The organism is Amycolatopsis australiensis, from assembly GCF_900119165.1.
GTDB lineage: Bacteria > Actinomycetota > Actinomycetes > Mycobacteriales > Pseudonocardiaceae > Amycolatopsis > Amycolatopsis australiensis.
This window is the reverse complement of sequence record NZ_FPJG01000006.1, coordinates 7,866,632-7,882,544: the sequence shown is the minus strand read 5'-3', so window position 1 is coordinate 7,882,544 and position 15,913 is coordinate 7,866,632. Positions and strand designations below refer to the sequence as shown.

General features: G+C 71.9%; 14 protein-coding genes and 2 pseudogenes. 5 read left to right on the top strand and 11 right to left on the bottom strand.

Features of this window, described 5'->3' with window-relative positions; translation table 11 throughout:
* Positions 1 to 17: 17 nt before the first annotated feature.
* From BT341_RS37585 to BT341_RS37570, 4 genes are all read right to left on the bottom strand, one after another.
* Positions 18 to 1,334, bottom strand: a complete 1,317-nt coding sequence (locus BT341_RS37585) for a WXG100 family type VII secretion target (protein WP_072480753.1) — start codon at positions 1,332 to 1,334, stop codon at positions 18 to 20.
* Positions 1,331 to 1,717 carry a hypothetical protein gene (locus BT341_RS37580; RefSeq protein ID WP_072480752.1) on the bottom strand — a complete coding sequence of 129 codons (387 nt, stop codon included), beginning with the start codon at positions 1,715 to 1,717 and terminating at the stop codon, positions 1,331 to 1,333. The genes BT341_RS37585 and BT341_RS37580 overlap by 4 nt, the downstream gene beginning before the upstream one ends.
* A gap of 102 nt (positions 1,718 to 1,819) precedes the next feature.
* Entirely contained in the window at positions 1,820 to 2,122 is a 303-nt protein-coding gene (locus BT341_RS37575) for a hypothetical protein (RefSeq protein WP_072480751.1), read from the bottom strand.
* 17 nt (positions 2,123 to 2,139) lie between these two features.
* A complete protein-coding gene (locus tag BT341_RS37570; RefSeq protein WP_425426443.1) occupies positions 2,140 to 2,484 on the bottom strand; it encodes a WXG100 family type VII secretion target in 345 nt (114 codons plus the stop codon).
* Positions 2,485 to 2,703: 219 nt separating this feature from the next.
* On the opposite strand from BT341_RS37570, the gene BT341_RS37565 reads away from it, so the two are divergent.
* Both BT341_RS37565 and BT341_RS37560 read left to right on the top strand, forming a co-directional pair.
* A complete protein-coding gene (locus BT341_RS37565; RefSeq protein ID WP_072482391.1) occupies positions 2,704 to 3,678 on the top strand; it encodes a hypothetical protein in 975 nt (324 codons plus the stop codon).
* Positions 3,679 to 3,708: 30 nt separating this feature from the next.
* Entirely contained in the window at positions 3,709 to 5,115 is a 1,407-nt protein-coding gene (locus BT341_RS37560; RefSeq protein WP_072480749.1) for a class I adenylate-forming enzyme family protein, read from the top strand.
* Here BT341_RS37560 and BT341_RS48035 read toward each other — a convergent pair.
* The 6 genes and pseudogenes from BT341_RS48035 to BT341_RS37535 form a co-directional block, all read right to left on the bottom strand.
* The gene (locus BT341_RS48035) at positions 5,112 to 5,474 is read right to left on the bottom strand and encodes a nucleotidyltransferase domain-containing protein (protein WP_425426504.1); all 363 of its coding nucleotides are present in this window, start codon (positions 5,472 to 5,474) and stop codon (positions 5,112 to 5,114) included. The two genes, BT341_RS37560 and BT341_RS48035, sit on opposite strands and share 4 nt — an antisense overlap.
* Positions 5,432 to 5,548, bottom strand: a pseudogene (locus BT341_RS48030) (nucleotidyltransferase domain-containing protein); the annotation flags it as partial. The pseudogene BT341_RS48030 and the gene BT341_RS48035, both read right to left, overlap by 43 nt.
* A 139-nt stretch (positions 5,549 to 5,687) precedes the next feature.
* Positions 5,688 to 6,392, bottom strand: a complete 705-nt coding sequence (locus BT341_RS37550; protein ID WP_425426442.1) for a S1 family peptidase — start codon at positions 6,390 to 6,392, stop codon at positions 5,688 to 5,690.
* A 276-nt stretch (positions 6,393 to 6,668) separates the two neighbouring features.
* Positions 6,669 to 8,552, bottom strand: a complete 1,884-nt coding sequence (locus BT341_RS37545; RefSeq protein ID WP_072480747.1) for an FG-GAP-like repeat-containing protein — start codon at positions 8,550 to 8,552, stop codon at positions 6,669 to 6,671.
* A gap of 17 nt (positions 8,553 to 8,569) precedes the next feature.
* A pseudogene (locus BT341_RS47745) lies at positions 8,570 to 10,018 on the bottom strand (tachylectin-related carbohydrate-binding protein); the annotation flags it as partial.
* Between the two features lie 97 nt (positions 10,019 to 10,115).
* Entirely contained in the window at positions 10,116 to 10,649 is a 534-nt protein-coding gene (locus tag BT341_RS37535) for a hypothetical protein (RefSeq protein ID WP_072480745.1), read from the bottom strand.
* A 481-nt stretch (positions 10,650 to 11,130) separates the two neighbouring features.
* Here BT341_RS37535 and BT341_RS37530 point away from each other — a divergent pair, with 481 nt between their 5' ends.
* Genes BT341_RS37530 through BT341_RS47525 form a run of 3 tightly spaced genes read left to right on the top strand, consistent with a single transcriptional unit; the run spans position 11,131 to position 11,853 of the window.
* Complete coding sequence (locus BT341_RS37530) at positions 11,131 to 11,454, top strand: hypothetical protein (protein WP_072480744.1); 324 nt, start codon at positions 11,131 to 11,133, stop codon at positions 11,452 to 11,454.
* A 43-nt stretch (positions 11,455 to 11,497) separates the two neighbouring features.
* Positions 11,498 to 11,725 (top strand): hypothetical protein, encoded by a 228-nt coding sequence (locus tag BT341_RS43915; protein WP_084743124.1) that lies wholly within the window; start codon positions 11,498 to 11,500, stop codon positions 11,723 to 11,725.
* On the top strand, positions 11,719 to 11,853 hold the full coding sequence (locus BT341_RS47525; RefSeq protein WP_281256025.1) for a hypothetical protein: 135 nt from the start codon (positions 11,719 to 11,721) through the stop codon (positions 11,851 to 11,853). Before BT341_RS43915 ends, BT341_RS47525 begins: the two co-directional genes overlap by 7 nt.
* A gap of 20 nt (positions 11,854 to 11,873) precedes the next feature.
* Here the strand turns inward: BT341_RS47525 and eccCa are convergent, their stop codons facing one another.
* Complete coding sequence (eccCa, locus tag BT341_RS37520) at positions 11,874 to 15,797, bottom strand: type VII secretion protein EccCa (protein WP_072480743.1); 3,924 nt, start codon at positions 15,795 to 15,797, stop codon at positions 11,874 to 11,876.
* Between the last annotated feature and the right edge of the window lie 116 nt (positions 15,798 to 15,913).

Sequence of the window (15,913 nt, the reverse complement as noted above, 5' to 3'; positions counted from 1 at the left end):
TCCGTTCGTGAGAGGAGTCAGTAGGCTTCCGGCTCTTCACCGATCACCGGCGGCGCGACCGGCGCCGACTGGCCCCAGACGTTCTCCGTCTCGACCAGCCACGCCGGGATCCGCCGTCCGGACCCCAGCTCGCCGCCGGCGCCCATGCCCATCGGCATCATCGGCATCATGGGCATCGCGCTCTTCGCGGCCGCCGCGCCCGCGGCCCCGGCCACACCGCCGGCGAGCCCGCTGAACGCGTTGCCCGCGCCGCCGTCGCCGGCCAGGCCGGAGTGCGCCGACGGCGCGTCGGCGCCGCCGCCGACCGGGATCCCGCCGCCACCACCCGGGACGCCGCCGCCGATCGACGGCGCGTCGCCCCCGCCGATCGGGATGCCGCCGCCGGTCCCGCCCTCGGCACCGGCCCCGCCGCCACCGAGCTTCGTGCCGGCCGGCTGGTCCTTGTCTTCTTCCTTCTGGTCCTTGCCGGTGGCCCACGACGGCACCTTCGGCATGATCGAGCCGAACCGGCCGAACGCGGCGGCCGAAGCCGCGGCGAGCCCGGCGGTGAACATGTCGCCGAAGAGCGGGTTCGACGTCGGCACGGTCGCCGGCCCCGGCACCTGCGCGGTCGTCCCGCCGCCGGGCAGCGGGTGCCCGGCGGACGGCGTGACGACGACGCCGGGCTGGGTCAGGGCGTTGCCGACCAGCCCCGGGGAACCGGCGCTGCCCGCGCCACCGCCGGCGGGCGGAGTCGACGGCACGCTGACGGCGTTCGGAGAAGCCGGGATCGACTCCTCCGCGGCGGTGTACTCGCCGGCCAGCTCGGTCATCACGGCGATCGCCTTGCCGTGCGCGGACCCGGCCGCGTTCGCCGCGGCCTGCTGCGCTTCGACGTTCGCGATGGCCTGCTGGCGCTGCTGCGCGGCGGCCTGCACGACGGCGGGCGAAGCGTCCGGCGGCAGGAGCGGTGGGTTCACCGCGAGCGCGACGTCGGCGGGCGAGACGTCCGGCACCGCGACCGGCGGCGGCATCTCCTTCTTGGCCTTGACCAGCGCGTCGGCGGCGTCGTCGAGCATCACGTTCATCGCCTCGGCGGTCTGCGCCACCTTGGCGATGCCGTTCGCCAGGTCGGTGATCATCCGCTGGTACTGCTCGGCCGCGCCGCCGGTCCACTGGCCGGAGAACTCGGTCAGCTCCGAGTTGAGGTTGTGGGCCTGCTCGTGCAGGTGCAGCGCGGCGGACTTCCACTTGTCGGCGGCGTGCCGCGCGCTGTTCGGGTCGCCGGCCTGCAGCATCGCGTACAGCTGCTGGTGGGTGTACGCGGCGAAGTTCGTGTGCGCGGTGTTCGTCATCCCTTGCGGCTCCCGTCCGAGTCACCCACACCGAGCAGGCCGAGCACGGGGTCGAGCAGGCCGGTCACGGCGCCCGAGCTGTGGAGGTCCCCGGCGACCGCCTCGTCGGCGTGCTGGTAGCCGTCGGCGACCGTGGTGGTGACCTCCTGCGCGAACCCGATCGCGCTGCGGACCTGGTCGAGCAGGCCCTGCATCTCCGCGACGGCGGCGCGGTGGGCGTCGGCCAGCGACCCGGCTTCGCCGAACTCGCCGAACAACAGCGGCTCCTCGCCGAGGGTGAGCAGGAAGTCGTTCGGTTTGGCCATCGCGTGGATCTGGGTCTCCAGCTCCCGCACGAAGTCCTTCAGCGATTCCAGGTGGACGTAGTACGACTGGTCTGGCATCGGGTCCCGGCTCTCTGGCGCACTGGTGGCGGAAAGGGAAAGCCGGTCGGCCGGTGCGAGCGGGGGGTTTCCCGCACCGGCCGACCGACATCTGGGCGCGGTTCAGCCCGCGAACAGCCCCTGGTTGCGGTTCTCCAGCTGCTGCTGGAGGTCGTGGGCCTCGCCCACCTTGCCGCCGAACTGCGCGATGATCGCGACGATGTCGGCGGTCGCCTGGCGCAGCCGGGTCTCCGACTGGCGGGCCGCGTCACCGGCGGAGCTGCCGGAGGCGTACCAGGTCGCGGTGATCGGCTGCAGGTTCTGGTGCAGCTGCTCCAGCTGCGAGGTGAGCGCCTTGGCCTTGGCGGCCAGGGACGCCGAGCTGTGCTGCAGCGCGGCGAAGTTGATTTCGACGACGTCGGCCATCGATCAGTCCTCTCGGATCAGGGGTTGAGGCGGGGGATCACGCCCGAGCCCTCGAGGGTGCTGGCGACCCCCTGGAAGCTCTGGTGGACGTCGGCGTCGCCGCGGCCGTAGTTCGCGTGGCTGGTGTGCACGAGCTGCGACATCGTGTCGAGCTCCTTGACCGCGACGCTCATCTTCTCCTGCAGCCGCCGCTGGAGGTCCCAGAACGCCACGGCCTGGTCACCCTTGTAGTTGCGCAGCGCCTCGGTCAGCTCGGACTCCAAGCTGGCCATCGTGGACTTGGCGTTCGTCGCGGTTTCCTCGAAACCCTGGACGGCGCGCGTCATGGCAGCGGAATCTGCCTGGAATCCCGGACTGGACATCGACGGGCCACCTCCTTCCTGAAGCGGAATTTCCCCTTGGCGCGGTGGTCCGCGCGGTGTGAAAGTCACGCTAGGAAAGAGCCTGGTGTGGTCAAACGGCACAACTGCCGGTCGCGGTGACGGCACTATTACCCACAGCGGGCCGGTGGGGGTGGCCCCACCCGCGGACGGGGGTGCGCTCCAGTGCTCCCGGCCGGGGTCCCGGCCACGCTGTATGCCATGGCAGACAAGGGAAATCCGCTGGTCACGCTCCGGGCGTGGCACCGCCCGCTGGTGGTGCTCGCCGGGGTGATGGGGCTGCTGTGCGCGGCTTCGCTGCTCGGGCTGCTGTTCGATGATCGCACGCTGGTCAATGCGCCGATCTGGCTCAAGCCGTTCAAGTTCTCGGTTTCGGTCGGGACGTACGCGCTGACGCTGGCGTGGCTGCTGACCCACGTGCGGCGCGGACGGCGGGCCGGCTGGTGGTTCGGCACGGTCTTCGCCGCGGGCATCGGCATGGACGTCGGGCTGCTCGTGTGGCAGCTGGTCGTCCGGGACCACACACTGCACTTCAACAAGGCGACCCCGGCCGACGTCGCGATCAACAACGTCGTCGCCGCCGGCGCGTACACGGCGTGGCTGATGACCGCCGCCGTGGTCGTCCTGCTGCTGTTCCAGCGCCTGCCGGACCGCGCGCTGAACTCGGCGTTGCGCTGGGGGACCGGCCTGGCACTGGCCGGGATGGGCGTCGCGATGCTGATGTTCTCGCCGTCGCCGGCGCAGCGGGCCGTGCTGGACGCGGGCGGCAAGCCCTCGACGTTCGGCGCGCACTCCGTCGGCGTCGAGGACGGCGGGCCCGGCCTGCCCGTGCTCGGCTGGAGCACCGTGGGCGGGGACATGCGCATCCCGCACTTCGCCGGTATCCACGCCCTGCAGGTGCTGCCGCTCGCCGCCTTCGGGCTCCTGTTGCTCGCGCGCCGGTATCCCGTGCTCTCGGCCGACGTCGTCCGGCGCCGGCTCGTCCGGATCGCGGGCGCCGGGTACGCGGGCCTGCTGGTGCTGCTCACCTGGCAGGCGCAGCGCGGGCAGTCGATCGTCCACCCCGACTTCCGGACCCTGGCGGCGGCCTTCGCGCTGGCCGCCGCGGTCGTGACGGCGGGCGCGGTGGTGCTGCGGCCGCGGGTTTCTGCCGAAATTCTGAGATCCGCCCGGTAGACCGGGAGCCCCGGGCGAAAGGCGGTCGAGATGGTCCACCCGCAGGCACTGCTGGACGAGCTGGAGCGCGCTCCGGAAGTTCCCGCCTTCGAGCACGGCTCCCGCGTCACGTCACGCGGCGAGCTGCGGGAGCTGATCGGCCGGTTCACCGCCGGCCTGCGGGCGGCCGGGCTCGGCCCGGGGGACGGCGTCGGCCTGGCCACCGGCGTCACGCCCGAGGGGTTCGCCGCGCTGGTGGCGGTGCACGTGCTCGGCGGCCGCGCGGTCGCCGTGCGGCCCGGGCTGCCGGAGGCCCAGCTGCGGCACGTCCTCGCCGACGTCGCGGCGCTGGTCGTGGACGAGCCGGTGGCGGCCACGGTGCCGGTGCTGGAAGTGGCGGCGCTGGCGTCGGCCGAGTACGCCGAGCCGGTGCCGCAAGGCCGGCTCGACGACGTCGCGACGGTCGTGTTCACCAGCGGCAGCACCGGCGTGCCGAAGGGCGTCGCCTACAGCTACCGCGCGCTGACCGAAGGCCGCGTGTGGCGGGCGCCGGTGCCGGGCTCGGCCCACGCCCGGCTGGGTGCCGGGTTCGGCCGGTTCCTGCTGTTCGGGACGCTGGCCAGCGCGGTGATGGTCGAACAGCTGGCGCTGTCGCTGCTCGCGGGCGGGACCGCGGTGATCCCCGAAGGGCCGCCGGACTTCCCGTGGGTGCTGCCACGGCTGCGGATCACGGCCGCGTTGCTGACCGTGCCGCGGCTGCACCAGGTCCTCGGCGTGCTGCGCGGCTCGGACGTGGACCTCGGCGCGGCGCGGCGGCTGATCGTGGCGGGCTCGCCGGTGCCGCCGCACACGCTGGCCGAAGCGGCCGAGCGGATCGGGCCCGCGATGCACCACGCGTACGGGCAGACGGAAACCGGCATGCTGACGATCTGCCGGGCCGGCGAAGGCGCCGGCTCGGTCGGAAAGCCCTGCGACACCGTCGAAATCGACGTCCGGGACGGCGAGGTCTGGGTCCGCACGCCCTCGGCGTTCGCGGGCTACTGGCGCGACGAGCCGGCGACGGCCGAGGTGCTGCGCGACGGCTGGGTGCGCACGCGGGACCTCGGGTTCGTGGACCCGGACGGCTACCTGCACCTGTCCGGGCGCGCCCGCGACGTCGTGATCGTCAACGCGATCATCCACTACACCGGCCCGATCGAGCGGGCGATCGCGGCGCACCCGGACGTCGACCAGGCGTACGTCGTGGCGGTACCGGACGAGCGGACGGGCGAGGCGGCGCACGCGTTCGTGGTCCCGACGCCGGGACGGGAACCGGACCTGGCCGAGCTGCGCAAGGCGGTGGCGGCCGAGCTGGGGGAGGCCGCGGTCCCGGCGCGGTTCAGCTTCGTGGGCGCGGTCCCGGTGGCGCCGTCGGGCAAGCCGGACAAGGCCGCGCTGCGAAGGTCCATAGTGGACTAGAAGTGCGTGTCGACGCCGGAGGTCTCGCGCAGGGCACGCATGTCGGCGAGGCCATGCGGCTGCGGAACGTAGCCCTGGTGGAAGAAAACCTGCTGGGCGGCGGAGATGCACGGCACTTCGGCACCGGCGATCCGGCCGGTGCCGAAGCAGTCCGCGGGGTAGGAGAAGGTCGCACCCCGGTCGTCGGCGGCTTGGCGCGCGGAACCGTCTCCGGCGAAGACGAGCGGGTGGAGGTCGAGTTCCGTGGCGCCGTCGGAGAGGACGACCGGACCGGGCGCAGGTCGGGCGTTTCGCGGTAGCCGAGTGCCGCGAGGACGGCGGGTTCCTGGTCCAAGCGGTGCAGGAGGTCGAGGTCGCAGTGCTCGCGGGTCTGCCGGCCCAGGAGCGCGTCGATGCCCCAGCCGCCCGCGACCCAGACGTCGGCCGGCCGCACCCCGCCGAGGACGCGCAGGACCGTACGGGCGTCGATCACTTCGCGGTCTTCCCGCTGGGCAGCGTTCCGGCGCGCAACCTCATGGGGCCAGTATGCCGGGGACCGGCCTCCCGGGCGGGGAGGCCGGTCCGGGCGCGCGTCAGACGCCGGCCGTGGTGCGGATCCAGCTGCGGCTCGACGCGATGCTCGCGTAGTTCTGCGTGCCCTGCGGGTCCGAACCGGAGTTGTCGCCCGTGGAGCACACGCCGACCTGGACGCCGTTGGACAGCTGCGGTCCGCCCGAGTCGCCGTGCCAGGCCGAGCCGTTGATGCCCTGGCTGGCGATCGCCGTGCCGCCGAAGGCGTCCGAGCTGAGGCCCGTCACGCGCACGTTCGCGGTCTTCAGCGTGCTCGACGGCGGGCTGCTGCCCTGCGTGCGGCCCCAGCCGTAGATCTGGTTGGTCGACCCGGCCGGCGGGTTCCCGGTGCCGAGCTTCATGTACGTGGTGTTCACGGCCGTCGCCAGGTGCAGCAGGGCGATGTCGCCGTTGGGCGACGCCTTCTGCTGGTCGACGTTGGCGTTCGTGCCCTGCTGGAGCGTCACGCTGCCGACCTCGACGTGCATGCCCGGCGAGTTCAGGCAGTGGCGGGCGGTGAGCACCCACTGCGGGGCGATGATCGTCCCCGAGCACTCGAACCCGCCGTAGGTGGACACGTTGTTCCAGTAGATCTGGGCGCCCCACGGCGCGGAGGAGACGGTGCTCCCGCCGATGATGTCCTGCTGGGCGTCCGCAACCCCGGCTGAGACCAAGCTCAACGCCGCGGCGGCAGCCCCCACCGCGGCAACAGCCCTCGACATTCGCATGAAAATGCCCTTCGGCCCAGGTGATCCGGAAATTCGTCCCGAACGGGACGACCAGCCCAAGCTAGGAGCCGTGAAGGATTTGCGGAACCTACCGAAGTCGGGAAACCCGGCCCCACGCAGTCTTCGCCGGCGGTGCGAGGCGTGCTGACGCCGGACGGCGCTCGAGCGGCCGGTCATCGCGTCTTGCCTGAGCGACCGGACTACGCCACCGGCCGGAAGCGCGGGCCGCCGGAGCAAGGACCCTGCCCCGGCACGCGTGTGCCGGGGCAGGGTGTCTCACAGGACGGTGATCGCCCGTGGCACCGGCACTTCGTCGTTGTAGGCGAAGTTGTCGTGCCATTTGACGCTGTCGCCGTTGAACTTCGTGCCGTCGGACAGCGCCACGTAGACGTCGGCGAGGCTGCCGCGGGTGAAGACCGCGACGTCGCTCTTGCCGTCGCCGTTGAAGTCGCCGATGGCGGGGATTTCGTTGTTGTAGGCGAAGTTGTCGTGCCACTTGACGCCGTCGCCGTTGAACTTCGTGCCGTCCGACAACGCCACGTAGACGTCGCCGGTACTGGTGCGGGTGAAGACCGCGATGTCGTCCTTGCCGTCGCCGTTGAAGTCGCCGATGGCGGGGATTTCGTTGTTGTAGGCGAAGTTGTCGTGCCATTTGACGCTGTCGCCGTTGAACCGGAAGCCGTCCGACAGGGCGACGTAGACGTCGCCGGTCGTGCCCCGGTTGAACACGGCGATGTCGTCCTTGCCGTCACCGTTGAAGTCACCGACGTAGGGCAGTTCGTTGTCGATGCCGAAGTGATCGTGCCACTTGACACCGTCACCGACGAACTTCGTGCCGTCCGAGAGAGCGACGTACACGTCCGCCTGGCCGCCGAGCGTGAAGACGGCGATGTCGTCCTTGCCGTCGCCGTTGAAGTCGCCGATGGCGGGGATTTCGTTGTTGTAGGCGAAGTTGTCGTGCCACTTGACGCCGTCGCCGTTGAACTTCGTGCCGTCGGACAGCGCCACGTAGACGTCGCCGGTCGTGCCCCGGGTGAAGGTCGCGACGTCGACCTTCCCGTCGCCGTTGAAGTCGCCGGCCAGCGGGATCTCCGTGCCGATCCCGAACGCGTCGTGCCACTTCGCGGACGTGCCCTGGAACTTGCTGCCGTCCGAGGCCGCGACGAAGACGTCCGCGCCGTTCGCCCTGGTGAAGGTGGCGATGTCGTCCTTGCCGTCGCCGCTGAAGTCGGACGGTGACCGGGCGCCCGTCTTCGCCGTGAAGTCCGGGCTTGCCGCTCCCGTCGACGAAATCACCAGGTAGTGCCACGTCTTCCGGGCCGTCGCCGAGTGCAGCAGCGTCGTGCCCGACGTCGAGCCGATGAACTGCTCCGCGCTCATCACCGCCGGGCCGTCCGAGCTCGCGTACACCGAGTACGTCGCGCCGTCGGATGCCGACAGCGGAGTCCACGTCAGCGTGACGCCGTGGCCCACCGCCTTCGCCGTGCCGATGATCGCCTCACCGCGGATCCACGGGCTCAGGTCGTCCACCCGGGCGGCGCTCGTTCCCTGCTGCGTGCCGGTTTCGCCGAAGCAGCCGTGCTGCCAGGAGCGGCCCGCCACTGCGACGACCGTGCCGTCCGCGCGGTACACCGGCGCGCCCGCGTCGCCCTTGCAGGCGTCCGCCGTCCCGGTGAGCGACAGCGTCGTCGCGCCCGCGGCCGACGTCGTGAACGTGCCGGTGTGGGCCTCGTCCGGCACCCACTCGGTGCCCGTGCGGCCCCAGCCGGCGAGCGTCAGCTGCTCCGACGCGCCCGGCACGCCCGCCGCCGCGCTGAGCTTCAGCGGCGTGACGTCGGTGATCGTCGTGTCGAGCCGGACCAGCGCCGCGTCGCGGTCGGTGCGCGGGAGCACCGCCGTCACCTTCGCGGTGTGGCCGCCGACCGCGACCGTGACCGGCTGGGCCGGCGGGTTCACCGGGAAGCAGCTCGCCGCCGTCAGGACGAGCGCCGGTTCGACGAGCGCGCCACTGCAGGCCCGGCCGTCCGTGGTGATCTTGGCGGCGAAGCCGAGCCCGGCGGCGCTACCGCCGGGGACGGCCGCCGCGGGGACGGCGGCCAGCAGGCCGGCCGCGACCACCGCCGCCGAGATCGTCGCTGTTCTTCGTGCGTTCGTGCGCATGCGGTTCCGTTCTCGGATCAGGGGGTGAGCGTGCAGGAGTCCGGCGCGGCGGTCACGTGGATCTCGGTGTTCCAGCCCGTGCCGATCGTCACGCCCATGCGGTCCGGGCCCGACGGGGCCCACGTGTCGGTGTTGTCGGAGTAGCGGTACCAGCGGAGAACCGGGCCGGGTTGGCCGTCCCAGGGGCTGCTGCCGGTGCTGCCGCGGCCGTACAGGATGTCGCCGCCCGGCGAGAAGATCTCGCTGAACATCTGCCAGCCGACGCCCACCGGCTTGTCGCGCTGGGTCCACGACGACGTCGTGAAGTCGTACTGGAACCGGAACAGCTCGCCGGTCGGCTTCCGCGCGTACAGCACGCCGTCGCCGGCCGCGGTGATCGAGTCGAAGCGGTCCCAGCCGGTGTCGAGCACGTCGCCGCCGCCGTTGACCCACCAGCCGGTGGCGTCGTCCCAGGCGTAGACCTTCAGCCGGTGCTGGTCGTCGATCATGAAGATGCGGTTCTGCCGGTCCACGGTGATCCGCTCGCGGTACTCGGGCGTGAGGTAGCGTTCCCAGCCGCTGCCGACCTGGCCGCCGCCGCTCCAGCCGCTGTCGGTCGAGTAGACCCAGCGCTTGAGGCTGCCGGAGCCGAACGGGTCACCGGAGCCGTGGTTGCGGTGGATGTCCCAGATCACGCCGCCCTTGCCGGCCAGCGTCCTGCCGTCCCAGCCCCAGCCGATCGCCTTGCTCGGCTGCGTCCAGCTCAAGGTGCCGTCGGCCGCGCCCTGGTGGACGTACCGCCAGAGGGTGCCGTCGGTGCGGGCGGTCCAGATCGCCGCCCCGGCGGGGCACGACACGGGCGTCGGCAGGGTGTGCTGGCGGATCCACGTGGCGAGGTCGTCGACGCGGGTTTCGGTGCCGCCCTGGCGGGTTTCGGTGACGTCGAGGCAGCCGTGCTGCCACGAGGTGCTGCTCAGCGCGACGAGCTGGGCGGTGCCGCCGGTGACCCGGAAGGCGGGGCCACCGGCGTCGCCCTTGCAGGTGTCCACGCCGTCGGCCGAAGAGACGGATACCGCGGAGCCGTCGACGCCCGCGACGGTGAACGCCGCGACGCGCGGCCGCCCGGGCACCCACTCGGTGGCCGTCCGGCCGAAGCCGGCCACCTGCAGGGTTTCCCCGGCCTGCGGCGCGGTGGTGCTCACGGCCACCGGCGTGACGGCGGTCGCGGCGGCCGCGAGCTTCGCGAGGACGACGTCACGGCCGGGGTGGCGGACGACCTTGGCCACTGTCGTGGTGAACCCGGCGCCGGTACCGAGGTTCACGTCGCCGACGGTGATCGTGGCGGCTTCGCTCGAGGCGCCCGAGTCGGTCGGCGTGAGGCAGGACGCGGAGGTCAGCAGCCACGACGGGTCGATCAGCGCGCCGGAGCACGCTTTCGTGGCGGTGGTGATCCGCGCCAGGAACGGATGGGTGCCGGCGGGGACCGTGGTCCCCCGGACACGGCGCCCGCCGGCGTGGCGGCGAGCAGGCCACCGGCGAGCACGGTGGCGGACAGGATCGCGGAAGTCGTGGCGCGCATGGCGATCAGGGCGCCGCGGTCAGCTGCAGGAGGGTGGCCGGCGGGTTGTTCGGGTTCGCGCCGATGCCGACCTGCGTGCTGCCGCTCGGGTTGACGTCCACCGTCGAGTGCTGGCCGGCGTCCGTGGTGACCTCGGCCTTGACCTTGTGGCCCGCGCCGCTGGCGCGTCCGTCACCGCGGATTTCGTAGACGGCCGGGATGCGCAGCTCGAGGTGGCCGGCCGGGGCGAGGACCTTGAAGCAGACGAGACCGTTGGTGCCGACGTCCTCGGTCGAGCGGACCTGCATGACACTGACGTTGTCGACCGGCGGCGTGGCGCAGTCGGCGAAGACGATGTGGCCGTCGCCGGAGATGAGGGTGACGTGGTACTGCGCCTGGATCGCGGCGGCGCCGGGATAGGAGTAGTCCTCGACGAGCGAGGGCTGGGTGTCGCCGTCGGCCGCGGTGGCGCTGGAGGCCGCGGAAGCGGTCCAGACACCGGCGGTGGCGAGCCCGAGCGCGACCGCGGCCGCGCCGGCGAGCTTCTTGCTGAAGTGCATGCGTTTTCCTTCTCGTACGTGCCGGAACCCGGCCCGATGGGAATGGCGGAGCGTGAACGCGCGAAAATGCGCACGCGTGTTTTCCGCCGACACGTGACATTCCAATGAGCGATGTATCGCTCATTGGAAACGCGCGTTCGGCGAATGCGTGAAGGCGGTTGCTGTTCGACTTGCCGGTTTCCCCGGACCGGCGTTCCTCCCCTGGTCGATCCCTCCCGACCTGTCCCTACGCCGAACGTCGCAACCGTGGTGACGGTGGTCGCGGCCGCGTGGCCAGGTCCCCGTCATCCCATCGGGGAAGGACGCCGGATATTACCGAAAGGAGTGGTGACGTACATCACATTCCGGACCGACCGGTTGTCTGGTTAGTGTGTAAAAGCCTGTCGCTTCCGCGGCGGCCGCGGGGGGCGGGTCAATTCGTCATGGCGCCGCTTTTTCGATGCCCGCAATGCGATGAAAAGGGAACGGGACGAGGCGCGAAATGTCCGGGAACATCATGCGGACCGGCTCACCGGACTGGTGGATCGCCTCGAGCGGCACGTACTACTGGGTCCTGGACTACCTCGCCGGGCAGGTGACCGACGAGGAGACGGCCGGCCAGCTGCGGGCGGCGTCCACCCACGGCTTCCGCACCTTCGACCTCGGCCACCTCACTCCGGCGCAGCGGCGGGAAGTCGTCGACTTGATCCAGGGCCCGCTGGCCCCGGCGGTGGCGGCGCGCTTCCCGGGGCCGCACGGCGAGACGGTCCGCAAGTTCGTCGACGAACTGACGAACACGGCGCAGTCCTGGGCGGACCCCGCTTGAGCCGCCGCCAGATCCGCGCCGAAGTCCGGAAGTGGTGGCGGGTATGACGTTTCGCGAACTGATCGTGCCCAGCGCGCTGGAGGTGCTGGAAACCGTTGGGGTGGAGCCGGTGCTGAGCGAACCCGGCTCCACCGTGCAGACGCTCGTCTTCGAAGCCGGCGGCCGGGATTCGGTCACCTTCTCTTATGACGTGGCCGGGAGGTCCGTGCGCTTCGTCTGGAAGACGGGGACCGAGTCGCCCTCGAGCTGTTCCGGGAGAGCGCGGTGCTGATCCGGTTCGCCCGAGACCGTGACCGCACATCGATCGACGTCGATTTCGAATCCGATTCACTGGTGGGAAACCTCGAGGTGACGGTGACTCCCGAAGTGCGGATCAAGGACAAGTTGTTCGTTGCCTAGATGGCTTCCGCCCGGCGGGCCTAGGACTCCGCCGGTTTCGTCCATGCCACCTGGACCAGCCCGGTTCCCTGCCGTCGGGACACCAGCGTTCCGCGGCCCGGCGGCTGCGGTGACGGCTTGACGTCGCCCAGCAGGGCTCCTTCGTCTTTCGCCCCCGACATGATCAGTCCCGGGGATCCCAGCTCCCGCAGCCGCTGCAGGACCGGCTCGAACATCGCCCGCCCGGCGCCGCCCGAACCGCGGACGATCAGCAGGTGCAGGCCGATGTCGCGGGCCTGCGGCAGGAACTCCAGCAGCGGCTGCAGCGGGTTGCGGCCCACCGTGGCCACCAGCTCGTAGTCGTCCACCAGCACGAACAGCTCCGGGCCGCGCCACCACGAGCGGTTGCGCAGCTGCTCCGGGGTCACCGATGGCCCCGGGAGGCGGTTGCGCATCGCCGTCGCGCAGTCGGTGATCAGTTCCGTCAGCTTGCCCTCGGAACCCGCGTAGCCCAGCAGGTGCGGCTCCGACACCGCGCCCAGCAAGCCACGGCGGTAGTCCGCGACGATGATCGCCGCCTCTTCGGGTGTGTAGGCCGACGTGATGCCGTGCGCCAGCGCGCGCAGCAAGGAACTCTTGCCGGACTCGACGTCGCCGAACGCCACGAAGTGCGGGTCCGCCGCGAAATCCAGGTACACCGGGCGCAACGTCGACTCCGCGATCCCCAGCGTCACCTGGCGCGAAGGGGCCGGCGGCAACGTGTCCAGCGGAACCTCCGGCGGCAGCAGCCGGACCTGCGGTGCCCGCGGACCGCGCCACGCCTCCGAAATCCGGCGGACGAGGTCGACGCCGCCCGCGCCGATCGTTTCCGGGCGCTGGTCGCCGTCGATCCGGGGCAGGGCCGCCAGGAAATGGAGCTTCTCCGCCGCCAACCCGCGGCCCGGGCGGTCCGCCGGGACGTTCGCCGCCACCTTGCGGTCGATCGAGGAATCCATCGGGTCGCCCAGCCGCAGCTCGAACCGCGTGCCGATGGCGTCACGCAGCTGCGCGCGGACGCCGATCCACTGGTTGAGCGACACGATCACGTGGATGCCGAACCCGAGCCCGCGCGCCGCCAGCCCGGTGATCTGCTCCTCCAGCTGCTCGTACTCCTGCCGGATCGTCGTCCAGTTGTCGACGAAGAGGAACACGTCGCCGAATTCGCGGCCGTCGGTGCTTTCCGTGAACTCCGCGCGCCGCGCGCGGAACGTCGCCATCGACTCGATCCCTTGCGCGGCGAAGAACTCTTCGCGCTGCTCCAGCAACGTCGTCAGCTCGGCCACCACCCGGCGGCAGCGCTGCGCGTCACGGCGCGTCGCGTACCCCGACACGTGCGGCAGCCCGGCGATCGGCGCCAGCGCGCCGCCACCCATGTCGAGGACGAAGATCTGCACCTCGGCCGGGGTGTGCGTCAGCGCGAGCATCCCCGCGATGTCCTTCATCAGCGTCGACTTGCCGCTCTGCGGCGCGCCGACGATCAGCGCGTGCCCGGCCGCGCCGGAGAAGTCCGCCCACAGCAGGTCACGCCGTTGCTCGAACGGCTTGTCCACCAGCGCCACCGGGATCGTCAGCTTCCCGTTGCCGCCCCAGCCGAGCGGGCACAGGCCGCGTGCGGCGTCCTCACCCAGCGGCGGCAGGAGCTGGTCCAGCGTCGGCGGCTCGGCCAGCGGCGGCAGCCAGATCTGGTGCGCGGCCGGGCCGCGGCCTTCGAGCCGCGAGAGCATCGCGTGGATGATCGTCTCGCCGGTCCCGTCGGCCGCCGCCGGCGCTTCCGAGGTGGTCACCGGGATCTCGACCGCGTCGAGGGTGAACGGCAGCACGCCCAGCGCCTGGCCGTCTTCGCGCACGACCGTGCTGCGCGGCGGCAGCTCCCCGGAGACGTACGCGGCCTTGAGCCGGACCAGCGTTTCGGTGTCGGACTTCAGGTACGCCGAGCCCGGCACCGGCGGCAGGTGGTAGGCGTCGGCGACGCCCAGCACCGCCCGGCTTTCGGCCGCGGAGAACGTCCGCAGGCCGATCCGGTACGACAGGTGGGAGTCGAGCCCGCGCAGCCGGCCCTCCTCCAGCCGCTGCGAAGCCAGCAGCAGATGAATTCCGAGCGACCGCCCGAGCCGTCCGATGGCGACGAACAGGTCGATGAACTCCGGCCGCGACGACAGCAGTTCGCTGAACTCGTCGATGATCACCAGCAACGACGGCAGCGGGTCGAGCGGCGCGCCGTCGGCCCGCGCCTTCTCGTAGTCGCGCACCGACGCGTAGTTCCCTGCGGCGTGCAGCAGTTCCTGCCGCCGCAGCAGCTCGCCGTTGAGCGCGTCGGCCATCCGGTCGACCAGCGCGAGGTCGTCGGACAGGTTCGTGATCACCGCGCACGTGTGCGGCAGCCCGGTCATCCCGGCGAAGGTGGCGCCGCCCTTGAAGTCGATCAGCGCGAGGTTGAGCGTCTCCGACGAGTGCGTCACGGCCAGCGCGGTGACCAGCGTCCGGAGCAGCTCGCTCTTGCCGGACCCGGTCGCGCCGATGACCAGGCCGTGCGGGCCCATCCCGCCCTCGGCCGACTCCTTGAGGTCCAGCTCCACCGGACGGCCCTCGGGGTTGACGCCGAGCGGGATCCGCAGCCGGTCGCGGGCCGAGCGCGGCGCCCACGTCACGGTCGTGTCGGTGTCGCGCGGGTCGCCGATGCCCAGCAGCCCGGCCAGCCCGAACGTCGACGACATCGGCTTCTCGCCGACGACCGCGGCCGGGGTGTGCAACGGCGTCAGCATCCGGGCCAGCGCTTCCGCGGCACCGCGGTCGAGGACGTCCGGGCGGCCGAGAAACCCGAGCCGCTGCTCGGTGGCGTCGCCGACGACCATGCCCAGCGAGTCCGGGGCGGTGTGCAGGCTCAGCAGCCGCTCGGTCGAGAACGTCCGCGGGTGCTCCTGCCCGACCTCGATCACCGTGACGCCGAGCCTGCCGTCCTCGCCGATCAGCCGCGGCTCGCCGTGGGCGTTGCCGCCGTCGACGACGACCACCAGGTGCGGCAGGTCCAGCTCGGCCGCCGCCCGGCGGCTGAACGCGGGACGCTCGCCGAGATCGGCGCCGAGCAGCTCGGCCAGCCCGGCCGCCGAGTCCGCCGCGAGCCGGCGCGACCCGACGGCGTCGGCCGCGCCGGACGCCGTCGCGTGCGGCAGCCACTTCGCCCATTCCCAGTCGTGCCGGCGTTCGGCCGGGACGCACAGCGCGACGCGCAGGTCGGCGGGGGAGTGGAACGTGACGAGCTGGCCCAGCAGCGCGCGCACCAGCCCGAGCACGTCGGGGCGCCGCCCGGCCACGGTGACCGCGGCGAACGACCGCAGCGACAACGCCACCGGCAGCCCGTCGACCGTCGAGTAGGTCCGGATGAAGTGCTTGAGGCTGGTGGAGGACACCGGGTCCAGGTCCTCCAGCGGCACGGTCTGCGGCGCCTTCAGCGGTGTCGCCAGCCGCTGCGGGCCGGTGCCCGCGCGCACCTGCGCGAACTGCGGGTCGGCGCGCCGCCGGTCCCACAGCTTCCCCGTCTCCACGTAGGCCCACAGGTCGGCCGGGTCGGGCTGGACGGCGATCATCGCCGCGCGCTGGCCGTCGGCGATGTCGCGGACCTGGGCCCGCAGCCCCGACAGGTAACGCTGGTAGTCGCGGCGCTCGTCGTTGATCTGCGCCTTCTTCGCCATCCCGCCGCGGCCCAGCGACATCACGACCATGCCGCCCATGGCGCAGAGGAACAGCGCGCCGAAGACCCACGTCATCACGCCGCCGTCACGTCCGATGTAGACGAACGACAGCGCGCCCATGCCGAGCATCATCGGCAGGAACATCATCAGCTGCACCAGGCCGCCGGACGAGCTCTTCGGGAGCATCGGCGGGGACTGCAGCACGATCTCGCTCGGTCGGTCCGGCGACAGGCTCATCGGTACGGGCTCGCTCCAGGTCGGGGGTGCTGACCGGTATTTTGGCCACTCGCCGCCCGTCCGCGGTGGGTACTTTTGCCGTCCGCCCGCTTCCGGGGCCGAACCTACGCTCTGCC

Coding starts and splice junctions, on each gene's coding strand:
- BT341_RS37585 (WP_072480753.1), bottom strand. CDS start 1,334: ATGACGAACACCGCGCACACGAACTTCGCCGCGTACACCCACCAGCAG.
- BT341_RS37580 (WP_072480752.1), bottom strand. CDS start 1,717: ATGCCAGACCAGTCGTACTACGTCCACCTGGAATCGCTGAAGGACTTC.
- BT341_RS37575 (WP_072480751.1), bottom strand. CDS start 2,122: ATGGCCGACGTCGTCGAAATCAACTTCGCCGCGCTGCAGCACAGCTCG.
- BT341_RS37570 (WP_425426443.1), bottom strand. CDS start 2,484: ATGTCCAGTCCGGGATTCCAGGCAGATTCCGCTGCCATGACGCGCGCC.
- BT341_RS37565 (WP_072482391.1), top strand. CDS start 2,704: ATGGCAGACAAGGGAAATCCGCTGGTCACGCTCCGGGCGTGGCACCGC.
- BT341_RS37560 (WP_072480749.1), top strand. CDS start 3,709: ATGGTCCACCCGCAGGCACTGCTGGACGAGCTGGAGCGCGCTCCGGAA.
- BT341_RS37550 (WP_425426442.1), bottom strand. CDS start 6,392: ATGCGAATGTCGAGGGCTGTTGCCGCGGTGGGGGCTGCCGCCGCGGCG.
- BT341_RS37545 (WP_072480747.1), bottom strand. CDS start 8,552: ATGCGCACGAACGCACGAAGAACAGCGACGATCTCGGCGGCGGTGGTC.
- BT341_RS37535 (WP_072480745.1), bottom strand. CDS start 10,649: ATGCACTTCAGCAAGAAGCTCGCCGGCGCGGCCGCGGTCGCGCTCGGG.
- BT341_RS37530 (WP_072480744.1), top strand. CDS start 11,131: ATGTCCGGGAACATCATGCGGACCGGCTCACCGGACTGGTGGATCGCC.
- BT341_RS43915 (WP_084743124.1), top strand. CDS start 11,498: ATGACGTTTCGCGAACTGATCGTGCCCAGCGCGCTGGAGGTGCTGGAA.
- eccCa (WP_072480743.1), bottom strand. CDS start 15,797: ATGAGCCTGTCGCCGGACCGACCGAGCGAGATCGTGCTGCAGTCCCCG.